This window comes from Alteraurantiacibacter buctensis, from assembly GCF_009827655.1.
GTDB lineage: Bacteria > Pseudomonadota > Alphaproteobacteria > Sphingomonadales > Sphingomonadaceae > Alteraurantiacibacter > Alteraurantiacibacter buctensis.
This window is the reverse complement of sequence record NZ_WTYV01000004.1, coordinates 250,730-276,975: the sequence shown is the minus strand read 5'-3', so window position 1 is coordinate 276,975 and position 26,246 is coordinate 250,730. Positions and strand designations below refer to the sequence as shown.

21 protein-coding genes are annotated in these 26,246 nt (G+C 66.7%); 13 read left to right on the top strand and 8 right to left on the bottom strand.

Going from position 1 to position 26,246, the window contains the following annotated elements; all coding sequences use genetic code 11:
• Positions 1-4 precede the first annotated feature (4 nt).
• Positions 5-1,903, top strand: coding sequence for an XrtA/PEP-CTERM system amidotransferase (locus tag GRI99_RS11815; RefSeq protein WP_160772233.1), 1,899 nt, complete (start codon positions 5-7; stop codon positions 1,901-1,903).
• Here the strand turns inward: GRI99_RS11815 and zapE are convergent.
• From zapE to GRI99_RS11800, 3 genes are read right to left on the bottom strand one after another with little or no spacing between them, the layout of a single operon-like run.
• Entirely contained in the window at positions 1,900-3,015 is a 1,116-nt protein-coding gene (gene zapE, locus GRI99_RS11810) for a cell division protein ZapE (RefSeq protein ID WP_160772232.1), read from the bottom strand. The genes GRI99_RS11815 and zapE overlap by 4 nt on opposite strands.
• Positions 3,012-3,443: a GFA family protein gene (locus GRI99_RS11805; protein WP_160772231.1), complete on the bottom strand. Its 432-nt coding sequence runs from the start codon at positions 3,441-3,443 to the stop codon at positions 3,012-3,014. Before GRI99_RS11805 ends, zapE begins: the two co-directional genes overlap by 4 nt.
• Before the next feature lie 5 nt (positions 3,444-3,448).
• Positions 3,449-4,228: a succinate dehydrogenase iron-sulfur subunit gene (locus GRI99_RS11800; RefSeq protein ID WP_160772230.1), complete on the bottom strand. Its 780-nt coding sequence runs from the start codon at positions 4,226-4,228 to the stop codon at positions 3,449-3,451.
• A 163-nt stretch (positions 4,229-4,391) separates the two neighbouring features.
• Here GRI99_RS11800 and GRI99_RS11795 point away from each other — a divergent pair, with 163 nt between their 5' ends.
• The 3 genes from GRI99_RS11795 to GRI99_RS11785 are packed head-to-tail and all read left to right on the top strand — an operon-like array spanning position 4,392 to position 7,405.
• The gene (locus GRI99_RS11795) at positions 4,392-5,126 is read left to right on the top strand and encodes an SDR family NAD(P)-dependent oxidoreductase (RefSeq protein WP_160772229.1); all 735 of its coding nucleotides are present in this window, start codon (positions 4,392-4,394) and stop codon (positions 5,124-5,126) included.
• A gap of 36 nt (positions 5,127-5,162) precedes the next feature.
• Entirely contained in the window at positions 5,163-6,575 is a 1,413-nt protein-coding gene (locus tag GRI99_RS11790) for an MmgE/PrpD family protein (protein WP_160772228.1), read from the top strand.
• An 11-nt stretch (positions 6,576-6,586) separates the two neighbouring features.
• Positions 6,587-7,405 (top strand): cytidylyltransferase domain-containing protein, encoded by an 819-nt coding sequence (locus tag GRI99_RS11785; RefSeq protein ID WP_160772227.1) that lies wholly within the window; start codon positions 6,587-6,589, stop codon positions 7,403-7,405.
• Between the two features lie 387 nt (positions 7,406-7,792).
• Here the strand turns inward: GRI99_RS11785 and GRI99_RS11780 are convergent, their stop codons facing one another.
• From GRI99_RS11780 to GRI99_RS11770, 3 genes are all read right to left on the bottom strand, one after another.
• Positions 7,793-9,082 (bottom strand): nucleotide sugar dehydrogenase, encoded by a 1,290-nt coding sequence (locus GRI99_RS11780; protein WP_160772226.1) that lies wholly within the window; start codon positions 9,080-9,082, stop codon positions 7,793-7,795.
• Between the two features lie 8 nt (positions 9,083-9,090).
• Positions 9,091-9,840 carry a glycosyltransferase gene (locus GRI99_RS11775; RefSeq protein ID WP_160772225.1) on the bottom strand — a complete coding sequence of 250 codons (750 nt, stop codon included), beginning with the start codon at positions 9,838-9,840 and terminating at the stop codon, positions 9,091-9,093.
• A gap of 67 nt (positions 9,841-9,907) precedes the next feature.
• A complete protein-coding gene (locus tag GRI99_RS11770; protein WP_160772224.1) occupies positions 9,908-11,038 on the bottom strand; it encodes a sulfotransferase in 1,131 nt (376 codons plus the stop codon).
• Between the two features lie 142 nt (positions 11,039-11,180).
• Here GRI99_RS11770 and GRI99_RS11765 point away from each other — a divergent pair, with 142 nt between their 5' ends.
• Both GRI99_RS11765 and GRI99_RS11760 read left to right on the top strand, forming a co-directional pair.
• Positions 11,181-12,608: an NAD-dependent succinate-semialdehyde dehydrogenase gene (locus GRI99_RS11765; protein WP_160772223.1), complete on the top strand. Its 1,428-nt coding sequence runs from the start codon at positions 11,181-11,183 to the stop codon at positions 12,606-12,608.
• Between the two features lie 29 nt (positions 12,609-12,637).
• A complete protein-coding gene (locus GRI99_RS11760) occupies positions 12,638-13,273 on the top strand; it encodes a class I SAM-dependent methyltransferase (RefSeq protein ID WP_160772222.1) in 636 nt (211 codons plus the stop codon).
• Positions 13,274-13,342: 69 nt separating this feature from the next.
• Here GRI99_RS11760 and GRI99_RS11755 read toward each other — a convergent pair whose 3' ends face one another.
• Positions 13,343-16,189, bottom strand: coding sequence for an Rne/Rng family ribonuclease (locus GRI99_RS11755; protein ID WP_160772221.1), 2,847 nt, complete (start codon positions 16,187-16,189; stop codon positions 13,343-13,345).
• Between the two features lie 505 nt (positions 16,190-16,694).
• Between GRI99_RS11755 and GRI99_RS11750 the strand changes: the two genes are divergently transcribed.
• The 6 genes from GRI99_RS11750 to GRI99_RS11725 all read left to right on the top strand — a co-directional run bounded on the left by GRI99_RS11750 (position 16,695) and on the right by GRI99_RS11725 (position 24,240).
• Positions 16,695-17,570, top strand: coding sequence for an N-acetylmuramoyl-L-alanine amidase family protein (locus GRI99_RS11750; RefSeq protein WP_337192913.1), 876 nt, complete (start codon positions 16,695-16,697; stop codon positions 17,568-17,570).
• Between the two features lie 52 nt (positions 17,571-17,622).
• Complete coding sequence (locus GRI99_RS11745) at positions 17,623-20,175, top strand: penicillin-binding protein 1A (RefSeq protein ID WP_202393062.1); 2,553 nt, start codon at positions 17,623-17,625, stop codon at positions 20,173-20,175.
• 23 nt (positions 20,176-20,198) lie between these two features.
• Positions 20,199-20,741, top strand: coding sequence for a peroxiredoxin (locus tag GRI99_RS11740; protein ID WP_160772220.1), 543 nt, complete (start codon positions 20,199-20,201; stop codon positions 20,739-20,741).
• 101 nt (positions 20,742-20,842) lie between these two features.
• Positions 20,843-21,967 (top strand): peptide chain release factor 2, encoded by a 1,125-nt coding sequence (gene prfB / locus GRI99_RS11735; RefSeq protein WP_160772219.1) that lies wholly within the window; start codon positions 20,843-20,845, stop codon positions 21,965-21,967.
• Positions 21,968-22,052: 85 nt separating this feature from the next.
• On the top strand, positions 22,053-22,808 hold the full coding sequence (locus GRI99_RS11730; protein ID WP_439098432.1) for a class I SAM-dependent methyltransferase: 756 nt from the start codon (positions 22,053-22,055) through the stop codon (positions 22,806-22,808).
• Positions 22,809-22,833: 25 nt separating this feature from the next.
• Complete coding sequence (locus GRI99_RS11725) at positions 22,834-24,240, top strand: NAD(P)H-dependent flavin oxidoreductase (protein WP_160772218.1); 1,407 nt, start codon at positions 22,834-22,836, stop codon at positions 24,238-24,240.
• Between the two features lie 53 nt (positions 24,241-24,293).
• Here the strand turns inward: GRI99_RS11725 and GRI99_RS11720 are convergent, their stop codons facing one another.
• Positions 24,294-25,607 carry an ammonium transporter gene (locus GRI99_RS11720; RefSeq protein WP_160772217.1) on the bottom strand — a complete coding sequence of 438 codons (1,314 nt, stop codon included), beginning with the start codon at positions 25,605-25,607 and terminating at the stop codon, positions 24,294-24,296.
• A gap of 160 nt (positions 25,608-25,767) precedes the next feature.
• Between GRI99_RS11720 and GRI99_RS11715 the strand changes: the two genes are divergently transcribed.
• The gene (locus GRI99_RS11715; RefSeq protein WP_160772216.1) at positions 25,768-26,241 is read left to right on the top strand and encodes an SH3 domain-containing protein; all 474 of its coding nucleotides are present in this window, start codon (positions 25,768-25,770) and stop codon (positions 26,239-26,241) included.
• Positions 26,242-26,246: the final 5 nt, after the last annotated feature.

Genomic DNA, 26,246 nt, shown 5'->3' with positions numbered 1-26,246 from the left:
CGGCATGTGCGGGATCGCGGGCATCTTCCATTGCGGCACCATCAAGCCGGTCGATCCCCAGCGGGTGCAGGCGATGTGCGATGCCCTGGCCCATCGCGGGCCGGACGGGCACGGCGTGTGGACCGCGCCGGGCGTGGGGCTGGGCCACCGCCGCCTGTCGATCATCGACCTGGCCGGATCGCCCCAGCCAATGCATTCGGCAGATGATCGCCATGTCATCAGCTTCAACGGCGAAGTGTACAATTTCAAGGAATTGCGCCGCGAACTTGAGGCGGAAGGGGCGCAGTTCAACACCCACGGCGATACCGAGGTGATCCTGGCCGCCTACCAGCGCTGGGGCACGGACTGCGTGGGGCGGCTGAACGGCATGTTCGTCTTCGCCATCTACGACAAGGCGCAGCGCACACTGTTCCTGGCGCGCGACCGGTTCGGGGTGAAGCCACTCTACACCGCCATGCTCAGCGATGGCTCGATAGCGTTTGCCAGCGAACTGAAAGGTTTGCTGGCCCATCCTCTGTTGCGGCGCGAAGTCGATCCGCAGGCGGTGGAAGACTACATGGCCTGGGGCTATGTCCCCGATCACCGCAGCATCCTGAAGGGCGTGGGCAAGCTGCCTGCGGGCCACTGGCAACTGCTGCGCCACGACACGCCGCCCGCCGCGCCACAGCAATACTGGGACCTGTCCTTCGCCGAGCGGCGGAAGGGCAAGGTGGCCGACCTGGAGGCGGAGCTGCTGCACCACCTGGGCCAGGCGGTATCCAGCCGCATGGTGGCCGATGTGCCGCTGGGCGCGTTCCTTTCGGGCGGGGTGGACAGCTCCAGCGTGGTTGCCCTGATGGCAGAACAGAGCCGCGAGCCTGTGCGCACCTGCTCGATCGGCTTCGATGTCGCCGCCGTGGACGAGACGGGATATGCCGCGCGGGTGGCCGAACTGTTCGGCACCAATCACCAGAGCCGCCGCGTCAGCGCCGACCAGTTCGACGCCATCGACCAGCTCGCCACCATGTTCGACGAGCCGTTTGCCGATGCATCCGCGCTGCCCACCTGGCGGGTGTGCCAGCTTGCCCGCGAAAGCGTGACCGTGGCCTTGAGCGGCGACGGGGCGGACGAGGCTTTTGCCGGGTATCGCCGCCAGGTGTTCCACCACCGCGAGGAACAGGCCCGCCGCCTGCTGCCGGCACCCTTGCGCCGCTCGGTCATCGGGCCGCTGGGGCGCGTCTGGCCCAAGGCCGACTGGGCCCCGCGCCCCCTGCGGTTCAAGAGCACGCTGCAGGCGCTCGCTGCTTCTGGCGCTGAAGGCTATGCCCGCGCGCTGGGCACGGTGCCGCCGGAGGTGCGCGCCACGCTCTATGCCGACGGGTTCCTGCGCGAACTGGGCGATTACCGCGCGGAACAGCCGTTCGTGGCGTTGATGGAAGGCGCACCGGCCCGCTCGGGCCTGGACGCTGCGCAGTATGCCGATTGCAAGTTCTGGCTGCCGGGCGATATCCTGACCAAGGTGGACCGCACCAGCATGGCCGTATCGCTGGAGGCGCGCGAGCCCCTGCTCGATCACCGCTTGGTGGAATTTGCCGCCACCCTGCCCGAAGGGCTGCGGGTGAAGGGCGTGCAGGGCAAGTGGCTGCTGAAGAAGGCGATGGAACGCTACCTGCCGCAGGACATCCTCTACCGGCCCAAGCAGGGTTTCGTGACCCCGATTGCCCAGTGGCTGCGTGGACCGCTGGCGGCGCAGGCGCGCGGGGTGGCAACGGGGTCCACGGTGGCGGCCACGGGCTGGTTCGACAAGGCCCAGCTCGCCCGCATGGCGGAAAGCCACATCGCCGGCCGCAGCGACCATTCGCGGCTGCTGTGGCAACTGATCATGCTCGACAAGTCGCTGGGAAGGCTCGGGGTCTCGACCTAGCCGTCCTCGCCATGCCCCAGCGCCATGTAGTCGGCGCTCTGCATTTCATTCAGGCGGCTGACGGTGCGTTCGAACTCGAAGGCCCCGTCACCCCGGGTATAAAGCTCCTCCGGTGCGGCAGCCGCCGTGGCGAACAGCTTCACCTTGTGTTCGTACAGCGCGTCGATCAGCGTCACGAAGCGCGCCGCCTCGTTGCGGTTTTCCGGGCCCAGCAGCGGGATGCCCACCAGGATCACAGTGTGATAGGCGCGGGCGATGGCCAGGTAGTCGCTGGCTCCGCGCGCTTCGGCGCACAGGCGCTTGAAGCTGAAAACGGCCACGCCCTTCAGGCTCTTGGGCACATGCAGCACGCGCCCGCCGCCCACGTCGAGATCGGCGGAGGGAACGTGCGCGGCATCTTCCGGCGCAAAGTCGGTCAGGCGGAAGAAGGCCTCGCGCACCTGCGCGGTTGCGGCATCGCCCAGCGGGCTGTGCCACGTGGCCAGGCCGGCGATGCGGTCCAGCCGGTAATCGGTCGGGCCGTTCAGTTCGACCACGTCCAGCCGCTCGTTAATCAGGGCGATGAACGGCAGGAAATGCTCGCGGTTGAGGCCATCCTTGTACAGATCTTTGGGCGGGCGGTTGCTGGTGGTGACCACGGTTACCTCGTGATCCACGATCAGCGCGCGGAACAGCCGGCTCATGATCATGGCATCTGCGCTGTTATTGACCACCATCTCGTCAAACGCCAGGCAGCGCACATCGGCTGCAAGCGCGGCGGCGACAGGCGCGATGGGATCGCCTGCTTCCTTGGCCCGTTCTGCCCGGATGCGCTGATGGACTTCCAGCATGAAGGCATGGAAATGCACCCGGCGCTTGGCATCGATGGCCAGCGTGTCGTGGAACAGGTCCATCAGCATCGACTTGCCACGCCCCACGCCGCCCCACAGGTAGGCGCCGCGCACCGGGGCAGCTTTGCTACCCAGCAGCTTGCCCAGGATACCTGTGGCGGGCTTCGCCTCCAGCCCATCCTGCACCTGCGCCAGCACCTGCGCCGCCGACCGCTGCTCCGGGTCGGGCCGCAGCTCGCCACTTGCCAGCAGGTCCTCGTAACGGGCGAGGAGGCCGCTCATAGCTTGCGTGGTTGGCGGGCCTCGAACCGGGGCAGGGCGGGGTCGAACACGTCCCAGGCCACGGCATCCTTGGTGTAGATCACGCTTTCGGGGCTGACCAGGTTGGGATCGTCCAGCGATCCCGCCTGCATGATGACGATCGTATCGCCCGGCAAGTCACCCGTGGTGTAGAGCCGTCCGCCGCAGGTGCCGCAGAAGTGGCGGGTGACGCTGCCACCCGATTCACCCGCATTGGTGTAGGTCTTCGGGGTGCCCTGCATCTGCAACTGGTGGCTGCGCAAGCCGAAGATGGTGGTGTGGCCGGTGCCGGTGGCCTTCTGGCAATCCTTGCAGCAGCACTGGCTGACGAACAGCGTGGGGCCGGTTACCGTGTAACGGATATCGCCGCACAGGCACCCGCCGACCGCGCTTTCGTCTTCCCCCAGCATCGCGATCAGGCCCGCTCGGCCGCCATCTTCTTGATTTCCGCGATCGCCTTGGCGGGGCTGAGGCCCTTGGGACACACGTTGGCGCAGTTCATGATGGTGTGGCAGCGATAGAGGCGGAAGGGATCCTCCAGCTCGTCCAGCCGCTCACCCGTCATCTCGTCGCGGCTGTCGGCCAGCCAGCGATAGGCCTGCAGCAGGATGGCCGGGCCCAGGAACTTGTCGCTGTTCCACCAATAGCTGGGGCAGCTCGTTGAACAGCAGGCGCACAGGATGCACTCATACAGGCCGTCCAGCTTGGCGCGCTGTTCGGGCGATTGCAGGCGCTCCTTGCCGCTCGGCTCGGTGCTGACGGTCTGCAGCCAGGGGCGGATGCTGGCATACTGGGCGTAGAAGTGGGTGAAATCGGGGACCAGGTCCTTGATCACTTCCATGTGCGGCAGGGGGGTGATGCGCACCTCGCCCTTCAGGTCTTCGATCGCGGTGGTACAGGCGAGGCCGTTCTTGCCGTTGATGTTCATCGAGCACGAGCCGCAGATCCCCTCGCGGCACGACCGGCGGAAGGTGAGCGTGGGGTCGATCTCGTTCTTGATCTTGATGAGCGCGTCCAGCACCATCGGCCCGGTCTGGTCCAGGTCCAGCTCGAACGTGTCATAACGCGGGTTCTCGCCGCTGTCCGGGTTCCAGCGATAGATGCGGAAAGTACGGCTGCGCGCGGCGCCATCGGCCTTGTAGGCCTGGCCCTGGCCCGTGATCCGGCTGTTCTTCGGCAGCGTGAGTGTCGCCATGGTCCCTGTCGTTTCCTGCTGGTTCGGATTGGCCCCTATCTAGACCTTCGCGCACGCAGGGCAAGCCAGACCTTGGGCCAAATGCGCAGCTTTTCTATGCCGGTCCGGACCATGGCGGAAAGGCCATGTTTGCAATTGCCCGTGCGACACTAGTTTACGCGCAATGGAGAGGAACAAGCCTGCCTGGCCGCGGCGTGCGGCAATCTTCGGCGCAAGCGGCGGGATTGGCGCGGCCGTGGCGCGCGTGCTGGCCGATCGCGGCGTGCCGGTGCTGGGCGGATCGCGCGGCGGGGCCGTGCCGCGCCACCACCTCGTCACGCCCTTCACCTTCGACCTGACCGACGAGGCATCGATTGCTGCCGCCGCCGCGCTGATGGCTGATGACGTGCCCGACCTGGTGCTGGTTGCCACCGGCGCGCTGACGCTGGACGATGGCACCGCGCCGGAAAAAGGCTTCAAGGCGCTGGACCCCGCTGCCATGGCGCAGGCGCTGGCGGTCAACACCATCGGCCCGGCGCTGGTTGCCAAGCATGTGCTGCCGCTGATGCCGCGTGACGGGCGATGGACCTTTGCTGCGCTGTCGGCCCGCGTGGGTTCGGTATCGGACAACCGGCTGGGTGGCTGGCATTCCTACCGCGCCGGCAAGGCTGCGCTCAACATGCTGGTGAAGAACTTCGCCATCGAGATGGCCCGCACCCACCCGCAGGGCACCGTACTGGCGTTGCACCCGGGCACGGTGGATACGGCCCTGTCTGCCCCGTTCCAGAAGGGCCTGCCCGAAGGCCAGCTGAGGAAGCGGCGCGAGGCGGCCGTGGCGCTGGTCGACGTATTGCTGGCCGCAACGCCGCAGCAGAGCGGCGCGCTGCTGGGCTGGGACGGGCAGGAAATCGCCCCCTAGTTGCGCCGGAACCGCCGCACGATTAGAGCGGCCCGCGTGACTGCCAATCCTCTCGACATCTACGGCGCCTGGATCGCCGAAACGCCCGATGCCTGGCCCGCCGATGCGCGTGACTGGGCGCACCGCGAATTCGTGGACACGATCGCCGTGATGATCCCCGGCGCGATGGAACCCGTGGCGCAAAAGCTGTTGCCCGTGGTCGCCGCATGGGGGCCAGAGTCGGATAGGGCGGCGTGCAGCGTGTTCGGCTCCGCGCAAAAGCTGGCTGCGCCCTGGGCCGCGATGGTCAACGGCACCATCGCCCATGCGCTGGATTTCGACGACAATTTCGATCCGCCCAAGGCGCACCCCACCACGGTGCTGTTCCCGGCGATCATGGCCGTGGCGGAGGAGCGCAAGCTCTCCGGCGCGGCTTGTGTGGATGCCTATATCGTGGGCCTGCAGATCCTCGGCCGGATCGGCCAGGGCCTCAACCCCGCGCACCGCAACCGGGGCTGGCACGCCACCGCCACGGTGGGCGTGATGGGGGCCACCGCCGCCGTGAGCCGCCTGCTGAAGCTGGATGCCGAAACCTGCGCCCGCGCGCTCTCCATCGCCACCAGCATGTCAGCCGGGTTCATGAGCCAGTTCGGCACCGAGATGAAGCCGGTCCACGCCGGGCTCGCCGCCAAGGGCGGGATCATGGCCGCCACGATGGCCGCAGCCGGGATCACCGCCGGGCGCGAGACGCTGGACGGGCGCACCGGCATGAACCGCCTGATGGTGGGGCCGGATTACGAGGACCTGCGTGACACGATCACCCATATCGAGCACGGCCAGAACCTGCGCTACGAGCTGGAGAGCGTGGGCCAGCCGCTGCTGATCACCGAGCACAAGTTCCGCGTGAAGCGCTTCCCCACCTGCGGGGCGATCCACCGGGCGATGGACGGGGTGCTGGACCTGCGGGGCGCGCACGGCTTCACCGCAGACGATGTGGCGCGGGTGGACCTGCACATGCCGCGCGTCCACTTCAACAACGTGTTCTACACCGATCCGCAAAGCCCGCTGGAGGCCAAGTTCTCCGCCGAATACGCGGTTGGCTGCGTGCTGGCGCGGGGCGATTGCACCTTGAGCGATTTCACCGAGGAGAAGGTGTGGGGCGATGACGTGCGCTCGCTCTTCCCGATCATCCACCGCCACCCGGTGGACAAGCTGGAAGGCGAATTCCCCACCGAAGTCCACCTGACGTTGAAGGACGGGCGCCAATTCGTCTCGATCCACGAATGGCCCAAGGGCAGCAAGGCCGCGCCGTTCACCTGGGCCGAATACTGGGCCAAGTTCGACGGCTGCTGCATCGGCGTGCTGGAAGGTGAGCAATTCGCCACCCTGCGCGACCTGTCCGAACGTCTCCCCGATCTTGCCGACGCGGGCGACCTGATGCGTGGCGCCGCTTTCACCCCGGCTTCCTGAAAGACCCGACGATGACCAAACTGACGACCAACCTATCCTGCCTCGTCATGGCCGCCAGCCGCCGCGGGGTGGATGACCCGGTGGCGAAGATCCAGGGCCTGTCGCACAAGTGCCTGGTGACGCTGGACGGGCAGGTGATGCTGGAACGGGTCTTGGAAGCGCTGGTGGATTCGGGCTGCTTCGGCAAGATCCACGTCTCGGTCGACCGGGCCGATATCCTCACCGCCACGCCGAAGATGGCTGGCTGGGTAGACGAAGGGCAGGTGGTGTTCGTGCAGTCGCACGGCAACCTGGCGGACAGCGTGCTGAAGGCCGTGGACGAGATCGACAGCCCGCTGCCGATGATCATAACCACTGGTGACAATGCGTTGCATACACCAGAAATCATTCGTGATTTCGTGCGCGATACCCTTGCCAGCAGTAAGGATACCGTGGTCGGCTTCACCAGCGAGGACGTTGTCCTGCAGGACTATGCCAATTCCGGCCTGGCCTTCCACCGGCTGAAGGATGGCGGCTTTTCCAGTTGCAACCTCTATGCCCTGAAGACGCCCAATGCGCTGAAGGCGGTGAAGGTGTTCGAGGGCGGCGGCCAGTTCGGCAAGCGCCATATCCGCATCCTCAAGGCCTTCGGCGTGTGGCCGTTCATCATCTACAAGCTGAAGCTGAAGGGCCTGCCGGGCCTGATGGATGCCATCGGCCGGCGGATGAAGGTGACGGTCGATGTCTCCTGGCTCGACTATCCGTGGGGCCCGATCGACGTGGACCACAAGCACAGCTTCGACCTGACCGAGGCGACGCTGATCAAGCGGCGCGAGGCGGCGGGCGGGTAAGGCTTGTCTCCTCTCAAGGGAGAGAGCCTTTGGCGAGAAAACACTTTCCTACAGCCCATGAAATGGTGCAGCCCGATTCGCGTCCGATGCGTCTGGCCAGAGCAGCGGATGGGCCGTCCTTTGGCTTTCGGGTGCAAGGGAAATGACCGGCGCGGGCGTCCCGGCTTTATGTCGAACGTTCGCACGAGGCATGGCCGCCACGCGAGTGCTGCCCTCCGTCGCGTCAGTAGCTGGAGGATGGCCGCGGGCCGGCGGCAACAAATCTCGACGCGAATGCTGAGTACCTAAACTACCCAAAAGCGTCGTCGAGTCCGGGCACAGAATGCGGCAACCCCGCGCCGGTCATTTGCTCTCCTGGTTGTACCCGGTGGCCTGTGGCCAGCCGGGTTACAGCCGCTGGTCGCTGGCGTCTGCGGGCAGGGCGCTCTTCACGTCATAGATCGCCGCGCCGGGCTTGCCCAATGCGCGGATCCCGTCCGGCCCCAGCGCGATGATATCGTCATGCGCCACGGCCAGGATGATCCCGTCATACTTGCCCTGTTCCAGCGTCGGGATCGGCCGGATGCCGTATTCGTGTTCGCATTCGTCGGCATCGACCCAGGGGTCGTAAACGTCGGCGGCAATGTCGAATTCGTTCAGGTGGTGGACGATGCTGGCCACCTTGGTGTTGCGGTGGTCGGGGCAGTTTTCCTTGAAGGCAAAGCCCAGCACCAGCACGCGGATATCGCCCGTCAACAGGCCCTTGCGGCCCATAAGACGCACGAACTGGTTGACCACGTACTTGCCCACGCGATCATTGATGCGGCGGCCGGCCAGGATCACTTCCGGATGGTGACCGATCTCCTCGGCCTTGTGTGTCAGGTAATAGGGATCGACGCCGATGCAGTGCCCGCCGACGAGGCCGGGGCGAACGGGCATGAAGTTCCACTTGGTGCCGGCGGCTTCCAGCACCTCCACCGTATCGATGCCGATCAGGTTGCAGATCATCGCCAGTTCGTTGGCCAGCGCGATATTGAGGTCGCGTTGGGTGTTTTCCATCACCTTGGCGGCCTCGGCCACGCGGATTGAGCTGGCGCGGTGGGTGCCGGCATGAACCACGCTGCGGTAGAAGGCATCCACGAAATCGGCCACTTGCGGAGTGGAGCCGCTGGTGATCTTGAGGATATCGGGCAGCTTGCGGTGCTTGTCGCCCGGATTGATCCGTTCCGGGCTGTAGCCGCAGAAGAAATCCACGTTGAACGTCAGGCCCGATTCCGCCTCCAGGATCGGCACGCAGAATTCCTCGGTGCAGCCGGGGTAGACGGTGCTTTCATAGACCACCACGTCGCCGCGCTTCAGCACCTTGCCGATGGCGGTGGTGGCACTTTTCAGCGGGTAGAGATCGGGGTGGTTGTGGTCGTTCAGCGGCGTGGGCACGGTGACGATGAAGACGTTGCAGTCCGCCACATCGGCCCAGTCTGTGGTGAAGGTAAGCTGCGTTGCCGCCGCCAGTTCCTCTGCCGTCGCTTCCTTGGTCTCGTCAATCCTGCGCTGCAGCTGGGCGACCCGCTCGGCCTTGATGTCGATGCCCACGGTGGGGTACTTCTGGCCGAAGGCGACAGCCACCGGCAGGCCCACATAGCCCAGGCCCACCACGCCCACGCGGGCGGTCTCCAGCGTCAGCGAAAAGCCGCTCATGGTCGCGCTCAGCGCTCGGTGGTCTGCAGCGGCCAGTAGCCCGACAGGATGCGTTCCCCGCCGATGCCGCTTTCCACTTCCGCCGTTACCCGCTTGCCGATACCGGACAGGTTGGCATCGTGCATGCGATAGCAGAACAGCGGTTCGGCCAGGTGGCGGCCGTTCCAGCCATTGGCCACGATCTTCTTCCACTTGTGGTGCTTGGTGCCCTTGCGGATCGCCTCATCATAAGGCGCGGCTTCCAGCACCGGCGCGGCCAGGCACAGGGCGGGTTCGGGCACGAAGGAATAGCGCTCCAGCAGGGCCGGATCCCAAGCGGCGGACTTGCCGCGATCCAGCTCCTCGCCGGCGGCGTTGATCAGCATGCAATCGGTATAGAGGAAAGCGATCGAGGGATCCTCGGTGCGGGCCTTCTCAAGTTCGACAATCGTGCGTTCCACATACTCGGGCTTCAGCACGTCATCGCTGTCGAGGATGATGAAGTAATGGCCCTTCACATGCTCCAGCGCGCGGTTGAGCGCGCCCAGCTTGCCCACGTTCTCGGCCAGGGCCAGGAACTTGGTGCCCGCCAGGTTCTTCGCCCCGGCCAGCGCCTGCTCGATCTGCGCCACCGAATCGTCGGTGCTGGCATCGTCCACCACGATCACCTCGATCGGGCGGTGGGTCTGCGCGTCAAGGCTGGCGATGGCGGCGCCCACGAAGCGGCCGTAATTGTGGTTGGGGATCACCACGGAGAGCAGGTTGGCGGAAGCGGTCACGCAAAATCTCCAGAAACGTCTGTCTAAACTAGTGGGCGCAGCGGCGGCGGCAAGTGTGGCCTGCGCCTTATACCAAAGCTGAACGCGGGAACAGGTTGGCGGGCGAGCTATCCAGCCGCGCCATCGCCGGTCCGCACAGGCGGGCGGTCAGGGCCTTGTCCGCCTCCGAAATCTCGGACTGCTTGGCCGCGCTGTCGTCCTTGAAGGTCTGGCTGTCGCTGTCATCCTTGGAATGGAAGCGGAACTGCTCGCACATCAGCGCCAGCTCGTCCTCGCCCGGATCGAACTTCAGGCCGCGGCTGAGCATCGCGGGGAAATTGTCCGGGTTGATGCTGCGATAGTTGATATCGGCCACCCGCGCGCCGGCATCGTCCGCCAGTTCCAGGTAGCGGGCGAAAATGCGGGCGAGGTATTCCACATCACCCATCGCCACTGTGTCCTGCCACGGCAGCCCGGTGAGGAAGCCCGCCTGCCGCCGGCCCTTGGCCCACATCACCGCGCTGGTCTCGCGCAGCACGGATGCGATCACTTCCACCGGGTCGCGGTAGAGGAATACGCTGGGCACCTGCGGGAAAGCCTGCATGGCAAAGTCCATGTACAGCGTATTCCAGCTGATGAACTTGACGAAGGAATAGAGCTCGTCCGCATTGCGGCGACGGGCCATCGCCAGCACCAGGTTGCGGAAGGCGTGGAGGTTTTCGGGCGTTGCTTCCAGCGGCTGCTGCCAGTCGCGCGTCAGCTTCGCCCAGAAGCCGCGCTGCAAGGGCCCGCCCTGGTTGATCACCACATGGCGGGGGCTGCGGGCGAGGGCCTTGGCGCTGAGCGTGGAGCCGCAGCGGCTGATATGGAACATGAACCCGCTGGGGCTGATCGGATCGGCCAGGATCCGGTCATCCAGCAGGATGTCGAAATCGGTCTTGAACGCCTCGCCAATGCCGCCATCGCGGGCGAGCGCCTGCACGGTGTACATGTACTGCCATTCGCGGAAGCGGTGCTGGCCGATATCGGCCCACAGCACTGCGCCGGGGCCGGTGGGCTGGCCGTCCTCGCCAATCTCCGGATCGATCGCGAGGGGCACCATGCCGGGAACCGCACGAATCCGCTCCACGCCTGCGTCGTTCGACAGGCGGGTGTGGCCGATGGTCGGAACCAGGGCCTCGACCACTTCGTGGTCCGGCAGGGCATAGAGCGCCGTCAATGCAGCATCCGTGTTGGCAAGGGCTGCGCCTTTGGTTCTGCGGGGGCGAAAAGTCAACCGGGCAGGGCAGCGCGGCCCTTGGCAAACGGCGGGGAAGGGGGCACATCGCGGCCAATTCCATTTCCAGCAGGACCATTCCCTCATGTCGCAACTGCCCACCCATCTCCTCGAACACGGTCTTGCCGATGGCGGCCTCCCGGTTTTCAACCCGGCCACGGGGGAGCAGCTGTGCACCGTGCGCAACTATGCGGCGGATGAGCTGGACGGCATCATCGCCAAGGCTGAAGCCGCCCGCCATGCCTGGGCGGCAGAAACCGCGCGGGTGCGTGCCACGGTGCTGCGCCGGTGGTTCGACCTGATCATCCAGCACCGCGAGGAGTTGGCGCTGATCTGCACGCTGGAGGCGGGCAAGCCGCTGTACGAGGCGCGGGGCGAGCTCGACTATGCCGCCAGCTTCGTCGAATGGTTCGGCGAGGAAGCGCGCCGTGCCTATGGCGAGACGGTCCCCGGCTTTGCTCCCGGCAAGGAAATCGTCGTCACCAAGGAGCCGGTGGGCACCTGCGCAGCGATCACCCCGTGGAACTTCCCCCTGACCATGATCACCCGCAAGGCCGCCCCGGCGCTGGCGGCAGGCTGCGCGATGATCATGAAGCCCAGCGAGGCGACGCCGCTGTGCGCCCTGGCGCTCGAGAAGCTGGCGCGCGATGCCGGCGTGCCGCAAGACGTGTTCCGCATCGTCCCCAGCGATGATGCGCGCGGGGTGGGGGAAGTGTTCTGCACCCATCCCACGATCCGCAAGATCAGCTTCACCGGCTCCACTGCCGTGGGCAAGATCCTGCTGACCCAGGCGGGCTCCACCGTGAAGCGGGCCAGCATGGAACTGGGCGGCAACGCGCCCTTCATCGTCTTTGCCGATGCCGATCTGGACGCGGCTGTGGACGGGGCCATGATCGCCAAGTTCCGCAATGCAGGCCAAGCCTGCATCGGCACCAACCGCCTGCTGATCCAGCGCGAGGTGCATGACGAATTCGTCGATCGGTTCGTGGCGAAAACGCGCGCGCTGAAGGTGGGCAACGGGCTTGATCCCGAAAGCCAGATCGGCCCGCTGATCACCGAAAAGGCCCTGCTGGGCGTGCAGAGCCTGGTTGATGGCGCGCTGGCCGAGGGCGCCACGCTGGCCTGCGGGGGCAGCCGCCACAACGCCGGGGCGCAGTTCTACACCCCCACGGTGCTGACCGGGGTGACGCAGGACATGGACATCGCCCGGAAGGAGATCTTCGGGCCGGTGGCATCGGTGATGAGCTTCTCGGACGAGGCCGAGGCACTGCGGATCGCCAACGATACCCGCTATGGCCTGGCGAGCTATTTCTACACCCGCGATGTGGCCCGCGCCGCGCGCGTGTTCCGGGGGCTGGAATATGGCATGGTGGCGCTGAACGAGGGCCTGCTGGGCACCGAGGTGGCGCCCTTCGGCGGGGTCAAGGAAAGCGGCCTGGGGCGCGAGGGATCGCACCACGGGATGGATGAATACATGGAGCTGAAGTACCGCCTGATCGGCGGGCTGGGCTGACATAGCCGACAACGGGGGAGGGAGCATCGATGGGACTGGGCCGGTGGTACGAGGAAAAGGTGCTGCCCCGGATCATCGGCGCCGGCTGCGGATCGGCCGAGGTGACCGAACTGCGCCGCAAGGTTGTGCCACTGGCACGCGGCGCGGTGTTCGAGATCGGTTGCGGCGGCGGGTTCAACCAGCAGCTCTATGATCCGCAGGCGGTCAGCAGTTTCGCCGGGCTCGATCCCAATCCGGCGCTGCTGGACGCCGCGCGTGCCCGGGCGGCGGAGAAGGGTTGGGCGGCCGACATCCGTCAGGGCGCGGCAGAGGCCATCCCCTTTGCCGATGCCAGCTTCGACACGGTGGTCTGCACCTATACCCTGTGTTCGGTGGACGATCAGGCGCGGGCCCTGGCGGAGATGCGCCGGGTACTGAAGCCGGGTGGCGCCCTGCTTTACCTGGAGCACGGGCGCGCGCCCGATGCCGGCCCGCGCAAGTGGCAGCAACGGATCGAACCCGCCTGGAAGAAGCTGATGGGCAACTGCCACCTGACCCGCGAGGTGGGTGGCGCCATCGCCCCGGCCGGGTTCACGCTACATCCGGCGGGGCAGGACTATTTCGCCGGTGCCCCGCGCTGGGCGAGCTGGATGGAATGGGGCACGGCGGTGAAGGCGGGCGACTGACAGCAGAATAGCAAAAGGGCCGGATCGCTGGGTGGCGATCCGGCCCTTTTTTGTTGCCAGCTTGCGGCCTTACTGGCCGAAGGTGCGCTGCCACCAGCCCCCGCGACGGGGCTGTTCCTCGCCGCCGGCGGCTTCCGTTTCGGCAGCAGTCGCAGGGGTCTGGTCTGCCGGTTCGGCAGCAGCGGCTTCGGCTTCCGCTTCCGCCCCTTCGGCCTCGCTCAGGGCAGGCTTCTTCTTGCGCGGCGCGCGCTTGGGCTTGGCGGGTGCTTCCTCGGCCGCTGCAGGCGCTTCCTCGACCGCAGGCGCTTCCGCGGCGGGGGCTTCCGCAGCGGGGGCCTCCTCGGCAGGAGCTTCCTCAGCCTTCTTAGCCCGGCTGCGGCGCTTGGGCCTGGGAGCTTCCTCCTCGGCCACCGGAGCGGCCTCAGCCACCGGAGCGGCTTCTGCCTCGGCCTCCGGAGCTGCTTCGGCCGGAGCCTCGGCATCGCTCACGGCAGGCTTCCTGGCGCGGCTGCGACGCTTCGGCTTGGGAGCTTCCTCTTCAGCAGCAGGAGCTACCTCGACCACCGGTTCGGCGGCTTCAGCTTCAGCCTCACCCTCGGGAGCTTCGGCATTCTCGCCGTTCTCGCCCTCGGTGCCTTCGCCGTTCTCGCGGCGGCGGCCACGGCCACGGCCACCCCGGCGGCGGCGCTTCTTGGGGCGGTCGCCATTCGCGGCTTCGTCCTCGCCCTCGGCGGCGGGAGCGCGTTCGCTGCCCGCATCGTCGCCGGAGGCTTCGGCCCCGTTGCTGTCGCCATCCTCGCGGTCACGATCGCGGTCACGGCCACGACCGCCACGGCGGCGGCGCTTGCTGCGGCCACGCCCGCCACGCTCGCCATCTTCGTCCTCGTCGCGGCGCGAGGATCGGCCGCGCGGCTCGTCATCCTCTTCGTCGGCCTCGTCCTCGAACTCCTCGGGATAGTCGTCCTCGATCTCATCCACGATCGGCTCGAACTTGGGCGGTTCGGTCGGGCGCGGGCCGGACGATGCGACGCGCATCTTGGCGCCCTCGTTCTCGCCTTCGGGCACAACCTGCACGGTCACGCCATAGCGGTGCTCGATCTCGGCCAGGTCGGCGCGCTTGGCGTTGAGCAGGTAGATCGACGCCTCGGTGGAGGCGTAGAGCGTAATGATCGTGCCCTTGCCCTTGGCGGCCTCGTCCTCGATCAGGCGCAGGGCGCTGAGGCCGGCCGACGAGGCGGTGCGGACCAGGCCGGTGCCGTCGCAGTGTGGGCACTGGCGGGTGGTCGCCTCCAGCACGCCGGTGCGCAGGCGCTGGCGGCTCATCTCCATCAGGCCGAAGCCGGAAATGCGGCCCACCTGGATGCGCGCCCGGTCGTTCTTGAGCGAATCCTTCATCGCCCGCTCGACCTTGCGGATGTTGCCGCTGTGCTCCATGTCGATGAAGTCGATCACCACCAGGCCGGCCATGTCGCGCAGGCGCAACTGGCGGGCGATTTCGCGGGCGGCTTCAAGGTTGGTGTTGAGGGCTGTCGCCTCGATCCCGTGTTCCTTGGTGGAACGGCCGGAGTTGATGTCGATCGACACCAGCGCCTCGGTGGGGTTGATCACCAGGTAGCCACCGCTCTTCAACTGCACGACCGGGTCGTACATGGCGGAGAGCTGGTCTTCCGCGCCATAGCGCTGGAACAGCGGCACCGGATCGGCATAGGCCTTCACCCGGCGCACGTGGCTGGGCATCAGCAGCTTCATGAAGTCGCGCGCGGCCCGGTAGCCGGCTTCGCCTTCCACCACCACTTCCTCGATCTCGCGGTTATAGATGTCGCGGATGGCGCGCTTGATCAGGTCGCTGTCCGAATGGATCGCGGCAGGGGCAGAGGACTTCAGCGTGTTCTCGCGGATCTCGTCCCACAGGCGGGCGAGGTAGTCGAAGTCACGCTTGATCTCGGTCTTGTTGCGCTGGAGGCCCGCGGTGCGCACGATCAGGCCCATCGACTTGGGCAGGGTCAGCTCGGACACGATCTGCTTCAGGCGCTTGCGGTCAGCCCCGCTGGAGATCTTGCGGGAAATACCGCCGCCGTGGCTGGAATTGGGCATCAGCACGCAATAGCGGCCGGCCAGCGACAGATAGGTGGTGAGGGCGGCGCCCTTGTTGCCGCGCTCTTCCTTCACGACCTGGACCAGCAGCACCTGGCGGCGCTGGATCACGTCCTGGATCTTGTAGCGGCGGCGCAGCGCCTGGCGCTTGGCGCGCACGTCGTCGATTTCCTTGGCGCGGCTGCCGCCACCCTGGCGACCGCCCTGGCCACGGCCCTGGCGGCGGCCACGACCGCGATCGTTGCCACGGCCACGGCGGGGGCGGTCTTCGCCTTCGGCATCCTCGGCAGAGTCTTCCCCGGCTTCGGCGGCATCCTCGTCGGAGGCTTCGGCTTCCTCGCCGTCCTCGTCGCCATTGTCATCGCCGTTGGCCACGTGGCCGTCCTCGATGGTGGCAACGTCGTCCTTCTCGGAGGTGTCGATTTCCTCGACGCCGGTGGCATCGTCGTCATCGTCGTCGTCGTGACGGCTCTCGAAGTCGCCCTCGTCCTCGTCGTCGTCTTCCTCGGCGCGGAGTGCTGCCTCTTCCTCGGCCGCTGCCTGTTCCTCGGCGAGCAGCCGGGCGCGATCCTCGGCCGGGATCTGGTAGTAGTCCGGGTGGATTTCGCTGAAGGCCAGGAAGCCGTGCCGGTTGCCGCCGAAATCGACGAAAGCCGCCTGCAGCGACGGCTCGACCCGCGTAACCTTGGCTAGATAGATGTTGCCCTTGATCTGCTTGTGTTCGGCAGATTCAAAGTCGAATTCCTCAATCCGGTTTCCCTTGAGCACCGCCACCCGCGTTTCTTCCGGGTGGCGCGCATCGATAAGCATGCGCGTTGCCATTCAAATTTCTCCTGGCATGTGATCCTCGGGGTGCGTGAAGCACCCGCTGAGCATGCCGATATGTGTGGGATCCCCTGATGGCGCGGACCGTGCCGAAAAGGACGGGACGATGCCTGGCGGGGAAGGGGTTCTTGGCGCGTCCGATTTCCACGAAAGCGGAAATGGCGGAGGCGCTGCGGAATGTGTCTGCAGCGGCGGCGAGTCGCAGGAATGTGTTCTGCGGCGGGGTGACGTAGGACAGCACGCGGGCGGTTGCCCCCTGGCCGTCAATTTCACCCCTGCTCGTCATCGTTGCATCAACCTGTAAGCGTGCCCGGCGGCCCTTTGGCCATGGCCTGATAGAGTGCCGGAGCAGGCCGGAGCAGAAAAATGTCCGGCACGTCCAGTTGGCTAGCAGTTGAGAACGGCCACGGCAACCATGTTGCAATTACGCGGCAGAATTCCCTTGGCTCTTGTGCGCCATGATGGTGAATAGCACCCTAATGGTCGCGCAGGGACAAAGTGGGTGAACCTGTACCGGTTGCAGATACTGGCGCTGTTCATGGTCCCGCTGCTGGTGCTGGCGGGGGCTTTAGCCCTGGGCCGCGTGATCCCGGTGCCGGTGCTGGGCCGCGCCTATGTGGTGCAGGTGCCCCTACCGGAACCAGGTGCAGAGATTGACCTGCCCGAGGTGCTGGGCCCGCCCGATTCCACGCGGCCGCTGGTGGTGATCGACCCCGGGCACGGCGGCCACGATCCGGGTGCCAGCGGGGCGGGGCAGACCGAGAAGACGCTGGTGCTGGCCCTGGCCCGCGCCCTGCGCGACCGGCTGCTGGAGGAAGGCGGCATCCGCGTGGCCATGACCCGCAGCGACGATCGCTTCCTGGCCCTGACCGAGCGGGTGGAGGTGACGAGGCGCCTCAATGCCGACCTGTTCGTCTCGATCCACGCCGATTCCGCCGGCGAGCGGCAGGAGGTGTCCGGGGCAAGTATCTACACCCTGTCCGATGTCGCCTCGTCCGAAGCCGCTGCCCGCTTTGCCGCGCGCGAGAACCAGGCCGACGTGATCAACGGGGTGGACATTTCCGGCGGTGACGACGCGGTGAATGCGATCCTGGTGGAACTCTCGCAGCGGCGCGCCTCGCAGGCTTCCACCGAGTTTGCCGGACTGATCGTGCGCGAGGGAGGCGAGGCGCTGGACTTCCACGAACAGCCCCTGCGCAGCGCCGCCCTGGCCGTGCTGCGCGCGCCGGACGTGCCATCGGTGCTGTTCGAAAGCGGCTATATTACCAACGAAGCCGAAGCGGCGCGGCTATCCTCGGCAAAGGGACAGCAGGCCTTTGCCGAAGCCCTGGCGCGGGCGATCCGCGTGTTCTTCGCCAGGGCCAGCGTGGCGGGGTAAGGGCCGCTTTTGCGTCTTTCGCCAAGTCACCCCGCCATGCTAAGCGCCCCCCATGTCCGAATTTGACGATACCACCACCCCGCCGTTGCATTACCGGATCACGCGCGAGGCGGGCGGGCGTCTGGCCCAGGGGCGGGACTGGTTCATGGGGCGCTGGCGGGAGAGCGTGTGGTTCCGCCGGGGCGGCTATACCATCGGCGGCGGGCTGCTGGTGGCGATCGTGGGCTGGTTCGTGATCCTGGCGGGCCTGCCGGACGCGCGCAGCCTGCTGACCTACCAGCCCAAGCTGCCTTCGGTGGTGCGCGGTGACGATGGCGAGATCGTCCACCGGTACGAGCGCGAGCGGCGCGTGGCGCTGCAGTTCCAGGATTTCCCCACCCAGCTCATCAACGCCTATACCAGCGCCGAGGACGAGACCTTCTGGACCCACAACGGCATCGATGCCGGCGGCCTGATCGGCGCGGTGATCGACTATGCCACCAAGATCGGTTCGGGTGAACGGGCGGTGGGCGGCTCCACCATCACCCAGCAGGTGGCCAAGAACATCCTGCTATCCAACGAATACTCGATCACCCGCAAGATCCGCGAAATGGTGATGGCCACCCGCATCGAGCAGGTGCTGAGCAAGCAGGACATCATCACCCTCTACCTCAACGAGATTCCGCTGGGCCGCCGCAGCTTTGGCGTGCAGGCGGCGGCGCGGGCCTATTTCAACAAGGACGTGGCCGATCTCGAACTGCACGAGATGGCCTTTCTGGCCATCCTGCCCAAAGCGCCCGAAACCTACAGCCGCGCGCGCAACGCCGATGTGGCGCTGGAACGGCGCAACTTCGTGCTCGATTCGATGGAGGACAACGGCCACATCACCGCTGCCCAGCGCGATGCGGCCAAGGCCATGCCGCTGGGGCTGGTGACCAATCCGGCGCGCGAGGAAACGGTCGATGCCGGCTACTTCATGGAGGAGGTGCGCCGCGAACTGATCCAGCGCTTCGGCGAGGAGGCCGAGGACGGCCCCAACAGCGTCTATGCCGGCGGCCTGTGGATCCGCACTTCGCTGGATGCCGAACTGCAGGAAGCCGCCCGCGAAGCCCTGCGCGGCGCGCTGCTGCGCTATCACGGCAGCCGCGGGTGGACCGGGCCCATCGCCACGCTCAACCCCGGCAACGGCGACCTGCAAAGCCAGCTCGACAGTTCCAACCTGGCCATCGATTACGAGGACTGGCGCGTCGCCGTGGTGACCGAGCGGGCCGGGGCTTCCGCCCGCATCGCCTTTGCCAGCGGGGATCCCAGCCAGTTGACCGGCGCGGTGCCCGATGCCCTGAAGGCGGGTGACGTGATTGCCGTTTCGCCCAGCGGCAATGCCTGGCGGCTGCGCGCCGTGCCCGAGGTATCGGGCGGCTTCGTGGCGCAGGAGCCAAGCAGCGGCCGCGTGCTGGCCATGCAGGGCGGGTTCGACAGCCGCCTGTCCGATTTCAACCGCGCCACCCAGGCGCTGCGCCAGCCGGGTTCGACCATCAAGCCGTTCGTCTATGCCGCAGGACTGGACAACGGGATGACGCCCAGCACCTTGGTGCCGGATAGCCAGTATTGCTATTACCAGGGCTCCAACCTGGGCGAAAAGTGCTTCACCAACTTCGGCGGCAGCCGGGGTGGGGGTGAGTATCCGATGCGCTATGGGCTGGAGCAGTCCAAGAACCTGATGACCGTGCACATCGCCATGGACAGCGGGATGGACAACGTTCTGCGCGTGTTCCGTGCTGCCGGGATTGAGCCTGAGGAAGGTGCCTACCAGCCTTATCCCGCCTTTGCCCTGGGTGCGGGTGACACCACAGTGCTGCGGATGGTCAACGCCTATTCCACGCTGGTCAACCACGGGCGGCTGAACCAGCCGACGCTGGTGGACTATGTGCAGGACCGCGATGGCAAGGTGATCTATCGCACCGACAACCGCGAATGCCCCAAGTGCAACATGGCCGAATGGGACGGGTCGCCCATGCCCCGCCTGGCCCCGCGTGGGCGGCAGGCACTGGATGCGCGTACTTCATTCCAGATCGTCAACATGCTGACCGGCGTGGTCCAGCGCGGCACGGCCACGCGCCTGCGCGACCTGGACCTGCCGCTGTTCGGCAAGACCGGCACCTCCAGCGGCCCCACCAACGCTTGGTTCGTCGGCGGATCGCCGGACATTGTCAGCGGCATGTACATCGGTTTCGACCGGCCGCGGAATCTGGGCGGCTATGTCCAGGGCGGCAATACTGCCGTGCCGATCATGAGGGATTTTATCACCGCCTCGCGTGACAGGTGGAATGGCCGCCCGTTCGTGGCCCCCGCCGGGGTGCGGATGGTGCGGGTGGACCGGCGCAGCGGCAACAGGGTGTTCGAAGGCTGGCCCAGCGATGACCCGATGGGCTCGGTAATCTGGGAGGCGTTCAAGCCCGATACCGAACCGCGCCGCACCCAGCGGCAGGACGATATCGACCAGATGCGCGAACTGATCCTGGCCCAGCTCCGCCGTCGCGAGCGCGGCCCCCAAGCAGACAGTGTGGGCGAGAACAGCGAGACGCCCCCGGCCGACTTCGCCGAGGAGCAGGGCGGCATCTATTGAGGCAACAGGGAAGGGCAGGTCCGATGAAGAGCACCATCCGCAAGACACTGGCAGCCCTGCTGCTGGCCGCACCGCTGGCGCTGGTCACGGCCGCGCCGGCCTTCGCCTCGCTGGAGCGGGGCGCCAGCGCGCCGCGTTTCACCACCACGGCGGCGCTGGCCGGCCGCACTTTCAGCTTCGACCTGGCAGCGAAGCTGCGCCAGGGGCCGGTGGTGCTCTACTTCTTCCCGCGCGCCTTCACGCAAGGCTGCACACTGGAAGCGCGCGCCTTTGCCGAGGCCATGCCCCAGTTCACCGCCGCCGGGGCTACCGTGCTGGGCATGTCGGGTGACGATATCGCCACCCTGCAACGCTTCAGCACCGAGGAATGCCGCGATGCCTTTCCCGTGGGCCGGGCCACGGCGGATATCATCCGCCAGTATGACGTGGCACTGGGCACCAGCGGGATGACCAGCCGCACATCCTATGTCATCGCTGCCGATGGCCGGGTGACCATGGTCCATTCCGACATGGACTGGCGCGAACACGTGAACATGACGCTGGCTGCCGTGCGCGCGCTGCGCTGAGCGCGGCGGGCTGGTCTGCCCCAATCCCTTTGCTAACTCGGGCTGCCTGCGCTAGGCGGCCCCCCGTCCATTCTTGGGCAAATTCATTTTGGAGAGTTCCCATGCGTGCCGAAGGGCAGGCCCATATCGACCGGATCGAGGCAGCCGTGGCGCTGGTCAAGAAAAGCCTCGACTGGGACCGCGCGCTGCGCCGGCTCGACGAGCTGGATGCCCGCGTGCAGGACCCCAACCTGTGGAACGATCCCAAGAAGGCCCAGGCGATCACCCGCGAGCAGAAGCTGCTGAAGGACGCGGTGGGCACGGTGCAGGACATCTCCACCCAGATGGCCGACGCGATCGAGTTCATCGAACTGGGCGAGATGGAAGGTGATGACAGCGTGGTGGCCGACGGGCTGGACGCGCTGAAGAAGCTGGCCGACCGGGCCGACGCCGACAAGGTCAAGGCGCTGCTGTCCGGCGAGGCGGACGCCAACGATACCTACATCGAAATCCACGCCGGGGCAGGCGGCACCGAAAGCCAGGACTGGGCCGAGATGCTGTTCCGCATGTACACCCGCTGGGCCGAAAAGCGCGGCTACAAGGTGGAGACGATGGAATATGCCGCCGGCGACCAGGCCGGCATCAAGGGCGCGACCATCCTGGTGAAGGGCGAGAACGCCTATGGCTATGCCAAGACCGAAAGCGGCGTGCACCGCCTGGTCCGCATCAGCCCCTACGATTCCAGCGCCCGGCGCCACACCAGCTTCAGCTCGGTCTGGGTCTATCCCGTGGTCGATGACAATATCGAGATCGAGGTCAACGAAGGCGACCTTAGGATCGACACCTACCGCGCCAGCGGCGCGGGCGGCCAGCACATCAACACCACGGACTCGGCCGTGCGCATCACCCACATCCCCACCGGGATCGTGGTGGCCAGCCAGGGGGACCGCAGCCAGCACAAGAACCGCGCCACCGCCATGAACATGCTGAAGGCCCGCCTCTACGAAGCCGAACTGGCAAAGCGCGAGGCGGCGGCAGCAGGTGAATACCAGGAAAAAACCGAGATCGGCTGGGGCCGGCAGATCCGCAGCTATGTCCTGCAGCCCTACCAGATGGTCAAGGACCTGCGCACCGGCACGGTCTCCACCGCCCCGGGCGATGTGCTGGACGGTGACCTTGATGCCTTCATCGCCGCCGCCCTGGCCGCCCGCGTGACCGGCGAGGCCGAGGTGGAGGACGTGGAGTAAGCTGCGACAACAGCCGGCTTTGCGGGGCAAATCCGCAAGGCCCGTTTTGCCAAGCGCCGCTTGCTTCGCTAGACCCGCCATCGAGATGGATCGCCTGCCAAGACCGTTGCTTGCTTGCCTGACGGCCGCCATGCTGGCGCTGCCGCTAACCGCGTGCGACCGGGCGCACCCCGACCGGCCAGACATGGCGCAGGATTTTCCGCTGCCTGATCGGCCCGTTTCGGGCCTTGGCTCAAACTCCTTTTCCACCGAGGAAGCCCGCGATGACCGGCGCGAGGCGGAGACGGTGATGGCCAAGGCCTCGGTCGCTCCCGGCATGACCGTGGCCGATATCGGTGCGGGCGAGGGCTATTACACGGTGCGCCTGGCCGCCGTGGTGGGCAGCGAAGGGCGCGTGCTGGCGCAGGATATCGACCAGGCCGCCCTGGCCCGCCTGGCCGAACGCGTGGAACGCGAACGGCTGGACAACGTTTCCGTCACGCTGGGGGCCGAAGCCGATCCCCATCTGCCGGCGGGCAGTTTCGACCGGGTGTTCATGGTCCACATGTACCACGAGGTGACCGAGCCCTATGCCTTCCTGTGGCACCTGCGGCCGTCGCTCAGCCCCGGCGGGCAGGTGATCGTGGTGGACGTGGACCGGCCCACCGACCAGCACGGCATACCGCCGCAATTATTGTTCTGCGAATTCCAGCAAGTCGGCTATCGGCTTGTTGAATTTGACCGTAAGCCGGAAATCGCCGGCTATTACGCACAGTTCGAGGCCGTGGGCGAACGCCCGCAGCCGGATGCAATCAGGCCGTGCGCAGCGCCCGGTGAGGATGAGACGGCGACCACCCGCTAAACGGGAAATGCCTTTTGAGGTTGTGATGGAATTCAAGGGACTGAAGCCGATTATCTATGGCGGGCGCGAGGTGTGGCCGCTGGTTGAAGGTGGCAAGGGCGTTTCCGCCACAAACCACATGAGCAGCGGCGCCTGGGCCGCCGCCGGGGGCATCGGCACGGTCAGCGCGGTGAACGCGGACAGCTATGATTCGGATGGCAACCCGATCCCGCAGGTCTACCCGCAGCGCACCCGCGAGGAACGCCACCGGCAACTGATCCAGTACGGCATCGATGGCGCGGTGGAACAGGTCCGCCGCGCGCACGAGATCGCGGGTGGCAAGGGCGCCATCAACATCAACGTGCTGTGGGAAATGGGCGGCGCGCAGGAAATCCTGGAAGGCGTGCTGTCGCAGACCAAGGGCATGGTGACCGGCGTCACCTGCGGCGCGGGCATGCCCTACAAGCTGTCGGAAATCGCCGAGCGGCACAACGTCTATTACCTGCCCATCGTCAGTTCGGGCCGCGCCTTCCGCGCGCTGTGGAAGCGGGCCTATCACAAGGTGCCGCACCTGCTGGGCGCGGTGGTCTATGAAGACCCGTGGCTGGCCGGCGGGCACAATGGCCTGTCGAACGCGGAAGACCCGCTGAAGCCGGAAGATCCGTATCCCCGCGTCAAGGCTCTGCGCGAAGTGATGAGGGCCGCGGGCATCGCCGACACTCTGCCGATCGTCATGGCCGGCGGCGTGTGGGCGCTGCGCGAATGGAACGACTGGATCGACAACCCCGAACTGGGCCAGATCATCTTCCAGTTCGGTACGCGCCCTCTGCTGACGCAGGAAAGCCCGCTACCGCAGGCGTGGAAGGATGCCCTGCGCGAGATCGAGCCGGGTGACGTGCTGCTGCACCGCTTCAGCCCCACCGGTTTCTATTCCAGCGCCGTGCGTAATCCGTTCCTGCGCAGCCTTGAAGCGCGCTCGGCGCGGCAGATTCCCTATTCCAAGGTCCAGGCGGGTGAACACACCGTGCAGCTTGACGTGGGCGTGAAGGGCAAGAACTTTTGGGTCACCCCGGCCGACCTGCAGCGCGCCCATGAATGGGTGGCGCAAGGGCACACCGATGCCCTGCGGACGCCGGACGACACCGTGGTTTTCGTCTCTCCCGCAGAGCGTGACGATATTCGCACCGACCAGGCCGCCTGCATGGGCTGCCTGTCGCACTGCGGGTTCTCCAGCTGGAAGGACCACGACGATTTCACCACCGGCCGCCTGGCCGATCCGCGCAGCTTCTGCATCCAGAAGAAGCTGCAGGGCGCGATCCACGGTGAGCCGCTTGACGAGAACCTGATCTTCGCCGGCCACGCCGCCTACCGCTTCAAGCAGGACCCGTTCTATTCGAACAACTACACCCCCACGGTGAAGGAACTGGTCGAGCGGATCCTGACGGGGGATTGACCAACCGCCATGTCACCCCGGACCTTGTCCGGGGATGACATTGGCCGTCCTGCTCAATCAAACTCCCACGCCCGCTCACCATGGCTGGTGATGTCGAGGCCCTGCTGCTCGTCGTCCTCTGAGACCCGCATCGGCAGGAACAGGTTCACGGCAATGGCAATGAGGGCACTGGCCACCGCGCTGAACACGGCGATCACCGCCACGGCCAGCGCCTGCACGCCGATCTGGCCGCCCATGCTGCCCGCGCCCGCGCTGTCATAACCCGCGCCGCCGAACCCGGCGGACAGGAACACGCCCAGCAGCAGGCTGCCCAGCATCCCGCCCACGCCGTGGACGGCGAACACGTCGAGCGAATCGTCGATCTTCAGGCGGATCTTGATGAGCTGGATGGCGTAGTAGCACACCACCGAGGCGGCCACGCCTATCACGATGGCGGCACCGGGAGAGATGAAGCCCGCTGCCGGGGTCACCGTGGCCAGGCCCGCAATCGCGCCAGTGGCAAAGCCCACGCTGGTCGGCTTGCCGAAGCTGATCCGCTCGATCAGCAGCCAGACGAGCGCGGCCACGCTGGCCGCAACGTGGGTGTTGATGATCGCATTGGAGGCGGCACCGGTGGCCGCGACGGCCGAGCCGCCGTTGAAGCCGAACCAGCCTACCCACAGCAGCACCGCGCCCAGCATCGTCATGCCCGGGGCGTGGGGGAGGAGGGGAGTGCCGGGGAAGCCCTGCCGCTTGCCCAGCAGCAGCGCCACCACCAGCGCCGATGCGCCTGCCGTGGTGTGCACCACCAGGCCGCCGGCGAAATCGAGCACGCCCATGCTGGCCAGCCAGCCGCCGCCCCACACCCAGTGGGCCACCGGGGCATAGACGACGAGGCCCCAGATCGCGCAGAAGGCGACGACCCAACCGAACCGCGCCCGGTCCACCCAGGCGCCAACCATCAGCGCGGGAGTGATGGCGGCAAAGGTCAATTGGAACAGCGCAAAGGTGCTTTCCGGAATGGCATAGGTGCCAGCCAGGGCATCCATGTTGTACAGCATCCAGTGCTGTCCGCCGCCCAGCCAGCCGCCCAGCGAGGTATCGCCGAAGGCCAGGGTATAGCCAACCACGATCCAGAGCGTGCTGGCGACAGCTGTGATCGCGCCGATCTGGACGAAGACCGAGAGAAAGTTCTTGGCCCGCACCAGACCGCCGTAGAACAGGCCAAGGCCCGGCAGGCACATCAGCAGCACCAAGGCGGAAGCGGTGAGGATCCAGGCGGTATCGCCCGAGTTCTCGGCCACCTCGACCGTCTCCTGCGCGCGGGCGAGGGCGGGCATCAGGGCAAGGGCGGCGGCGCCACCGGCGGCTGTAATCCTGCGAAACATCTGTATTTCCCCCCTCAGCCCGCTCTGCCGGCGGGATCGCGTCCGCCAGCCTGTTAGGACAGGACGGGGCCGCTGGGCAAGGCCCGCCCACGGGAGCTGCCCACAAGACAGTACGAACAACGGCTTGCCGCGAATCCGGACGGACCGTTAGGAGGTAGCGATGATCCGTCGCCTGCTGTCCTCCTGCCTGCCTGCCTGCGCGCTCTTGCTGTCCCATCCCGCCAGCGCCCAGCAGCGCGAGGTACCCTACTGGGGCAGCCTGGCCGCGGAGGAGGTGAACATGCGCGTGGGCCCCAGCGAGCGCTATCGCATTGAGTGGGTCTATCACCGCCAGGGCATGCCGGTGAAAGTTCTGCGTATCCAGCAGGGCTGGTGGCTGATCGAGGAGATCGACGGCACCCGGGGATGGGTCTATTCCAGCCTGATGTCGCGCCAGCGCACCGCGATCGTCACCGGCGAGGGGTTGGCCGCAATCCGCGAACAGCCGCAAGCTGGCGCGCGCCTGCTGTGGCATGCGGAGTCCGGGGTGATCGGCAAGCTGGGCGAGTGCGAGGCTGGCTGGTGCCAGTTCGATGCCGACGGCCACGCTGGCTGGGTGGAGGCAGACCGCCTGTGGGGCGCGGGCGAGCCCTGAGCGGC

Excerpts from the sequence above, each read along its gene's own strand:
- GRI99_RS11740 (WP_160772220.1), top strand. The coding sequence starts at position 20,199 with ATGAAGAGCACCATCCGCAAGACACTGGCAGCCCTGCTGCTGGCCGCA.
- GRI99_RS11745 (WP_202393062.1), top strand. The coding sequence starts at position 17,623 with ATGTCCGAATTTGACGATACCACCACCCCGCCGTTGCATTACCGGATC.
- GRI99_RS11755 (WP_160772221.1), bottom strand. The coding sequence starts at position 16,189 with ATGGCAACGCGCATGCTTATCGATGCGCGCCACCCGGAAGAAACGCGG.
- GRI99_RS11725 (WP_160772218.1), top strand. The coding sequence starts at position 22,834 with ATGGAATTCAAGGGACTGAAGCCGATTATCTATGGCGGGCGCGAGGTG.
- GRI99_RS11795 (WP_160772229.1), top strand. The coding sequence starts at position 4,392 with ATGGAGAGGAACAAGCCTGCCTGGCCGCGGCGTGCGGCAATCTTCGGC.
- GRI99_RS11805 (WP_160772231.1), bottom strand. The coding sequence starts at position 3,443 with ATGCTGGGGGAAGACGAAAGCGCGGTCGGCGGGTGCCTGTGCGGCGAT.
- GRI99_RS11715 (WP_160772216.1), top strand. The coding sequence starts at position 25,768 with ATGATCCGTCGCCTGCTGTCCTCCTGCCTGCCTGCCTGCGCGCTCTTG.
- GRI99_RS11785 (WP_160772227.1), top strand. The coding sequence starts at position 6,587 with ATGACCAAACTGACGACCAACCTATCCTGCCTCGTCATGGCCGCCAGC.
- GRI99_RS11815 (WP_160772233.1), top strand. The coding sequence starts at position 5 with ATGTGCGGGATCGCGGGCATCTTCCATTGCGGCACCATCAAGCCGGTC.
- GRI99_RS11730 (WP_439098432.1), top strand. The coding sequence starts at position 22,053 with ATGGATCGCCTGCCAAGACCGTTGCTTGCTTGCCTGACGGCCGCCATG.
- GRI99_RS11765 (WP_160772223.1), top strand. The coding sequence starts at position 11,181 with ATGTCGCAACTGCCCACCCATCTCCTCGAACACGGTCTTGCCGATGGC.
- GRI99_RS11800 (WP_160772230.1), bottom strand. The coding sequence starts at position 4,228 with ATGGCGACACTCACGCTGCCGAAGAACAGCCGGATCACGGGCCAGGGC.
- GRI99_RS11720 (WP_160772217.1), bottom strand. The coding sequence starts at position 25,607 with ATGTTTCGCAGGATTACAGCCGCCGGTGGCGCCGCCGCCCTTGCCCTG.
- prfB (WP_160772219.1), top strand. The coding sequence starts at position 20,843 with ATGCGTGCCGAAGGGCAGGCCCATATCGACCGGATCGAGGCAGCCGTG.
- GRI99_RS11760 (WP_160772222.1), top strand. The coding sequence starts at position 12,638 with ATGGGACTGGGCCGGTGGTACGAGGAAAAGGTGCTGCCCCGGATCATC.
- zapE (WP_160772232.1), bottom strand. The coding sequence starts at position 3,015 with ATGAGCGGCCTCCTCGCCCGTTACGAGGACCTGCTGGCAAGTGGCGAG.
- GRI99_RS11780 (WP_160772226.1), bottom strand. The coding sequence starts at position 9,082 with ATGAGCGGCTTTTCGCTGACGCTGGAGACCGCCCGCGTGGGCGTGGTG.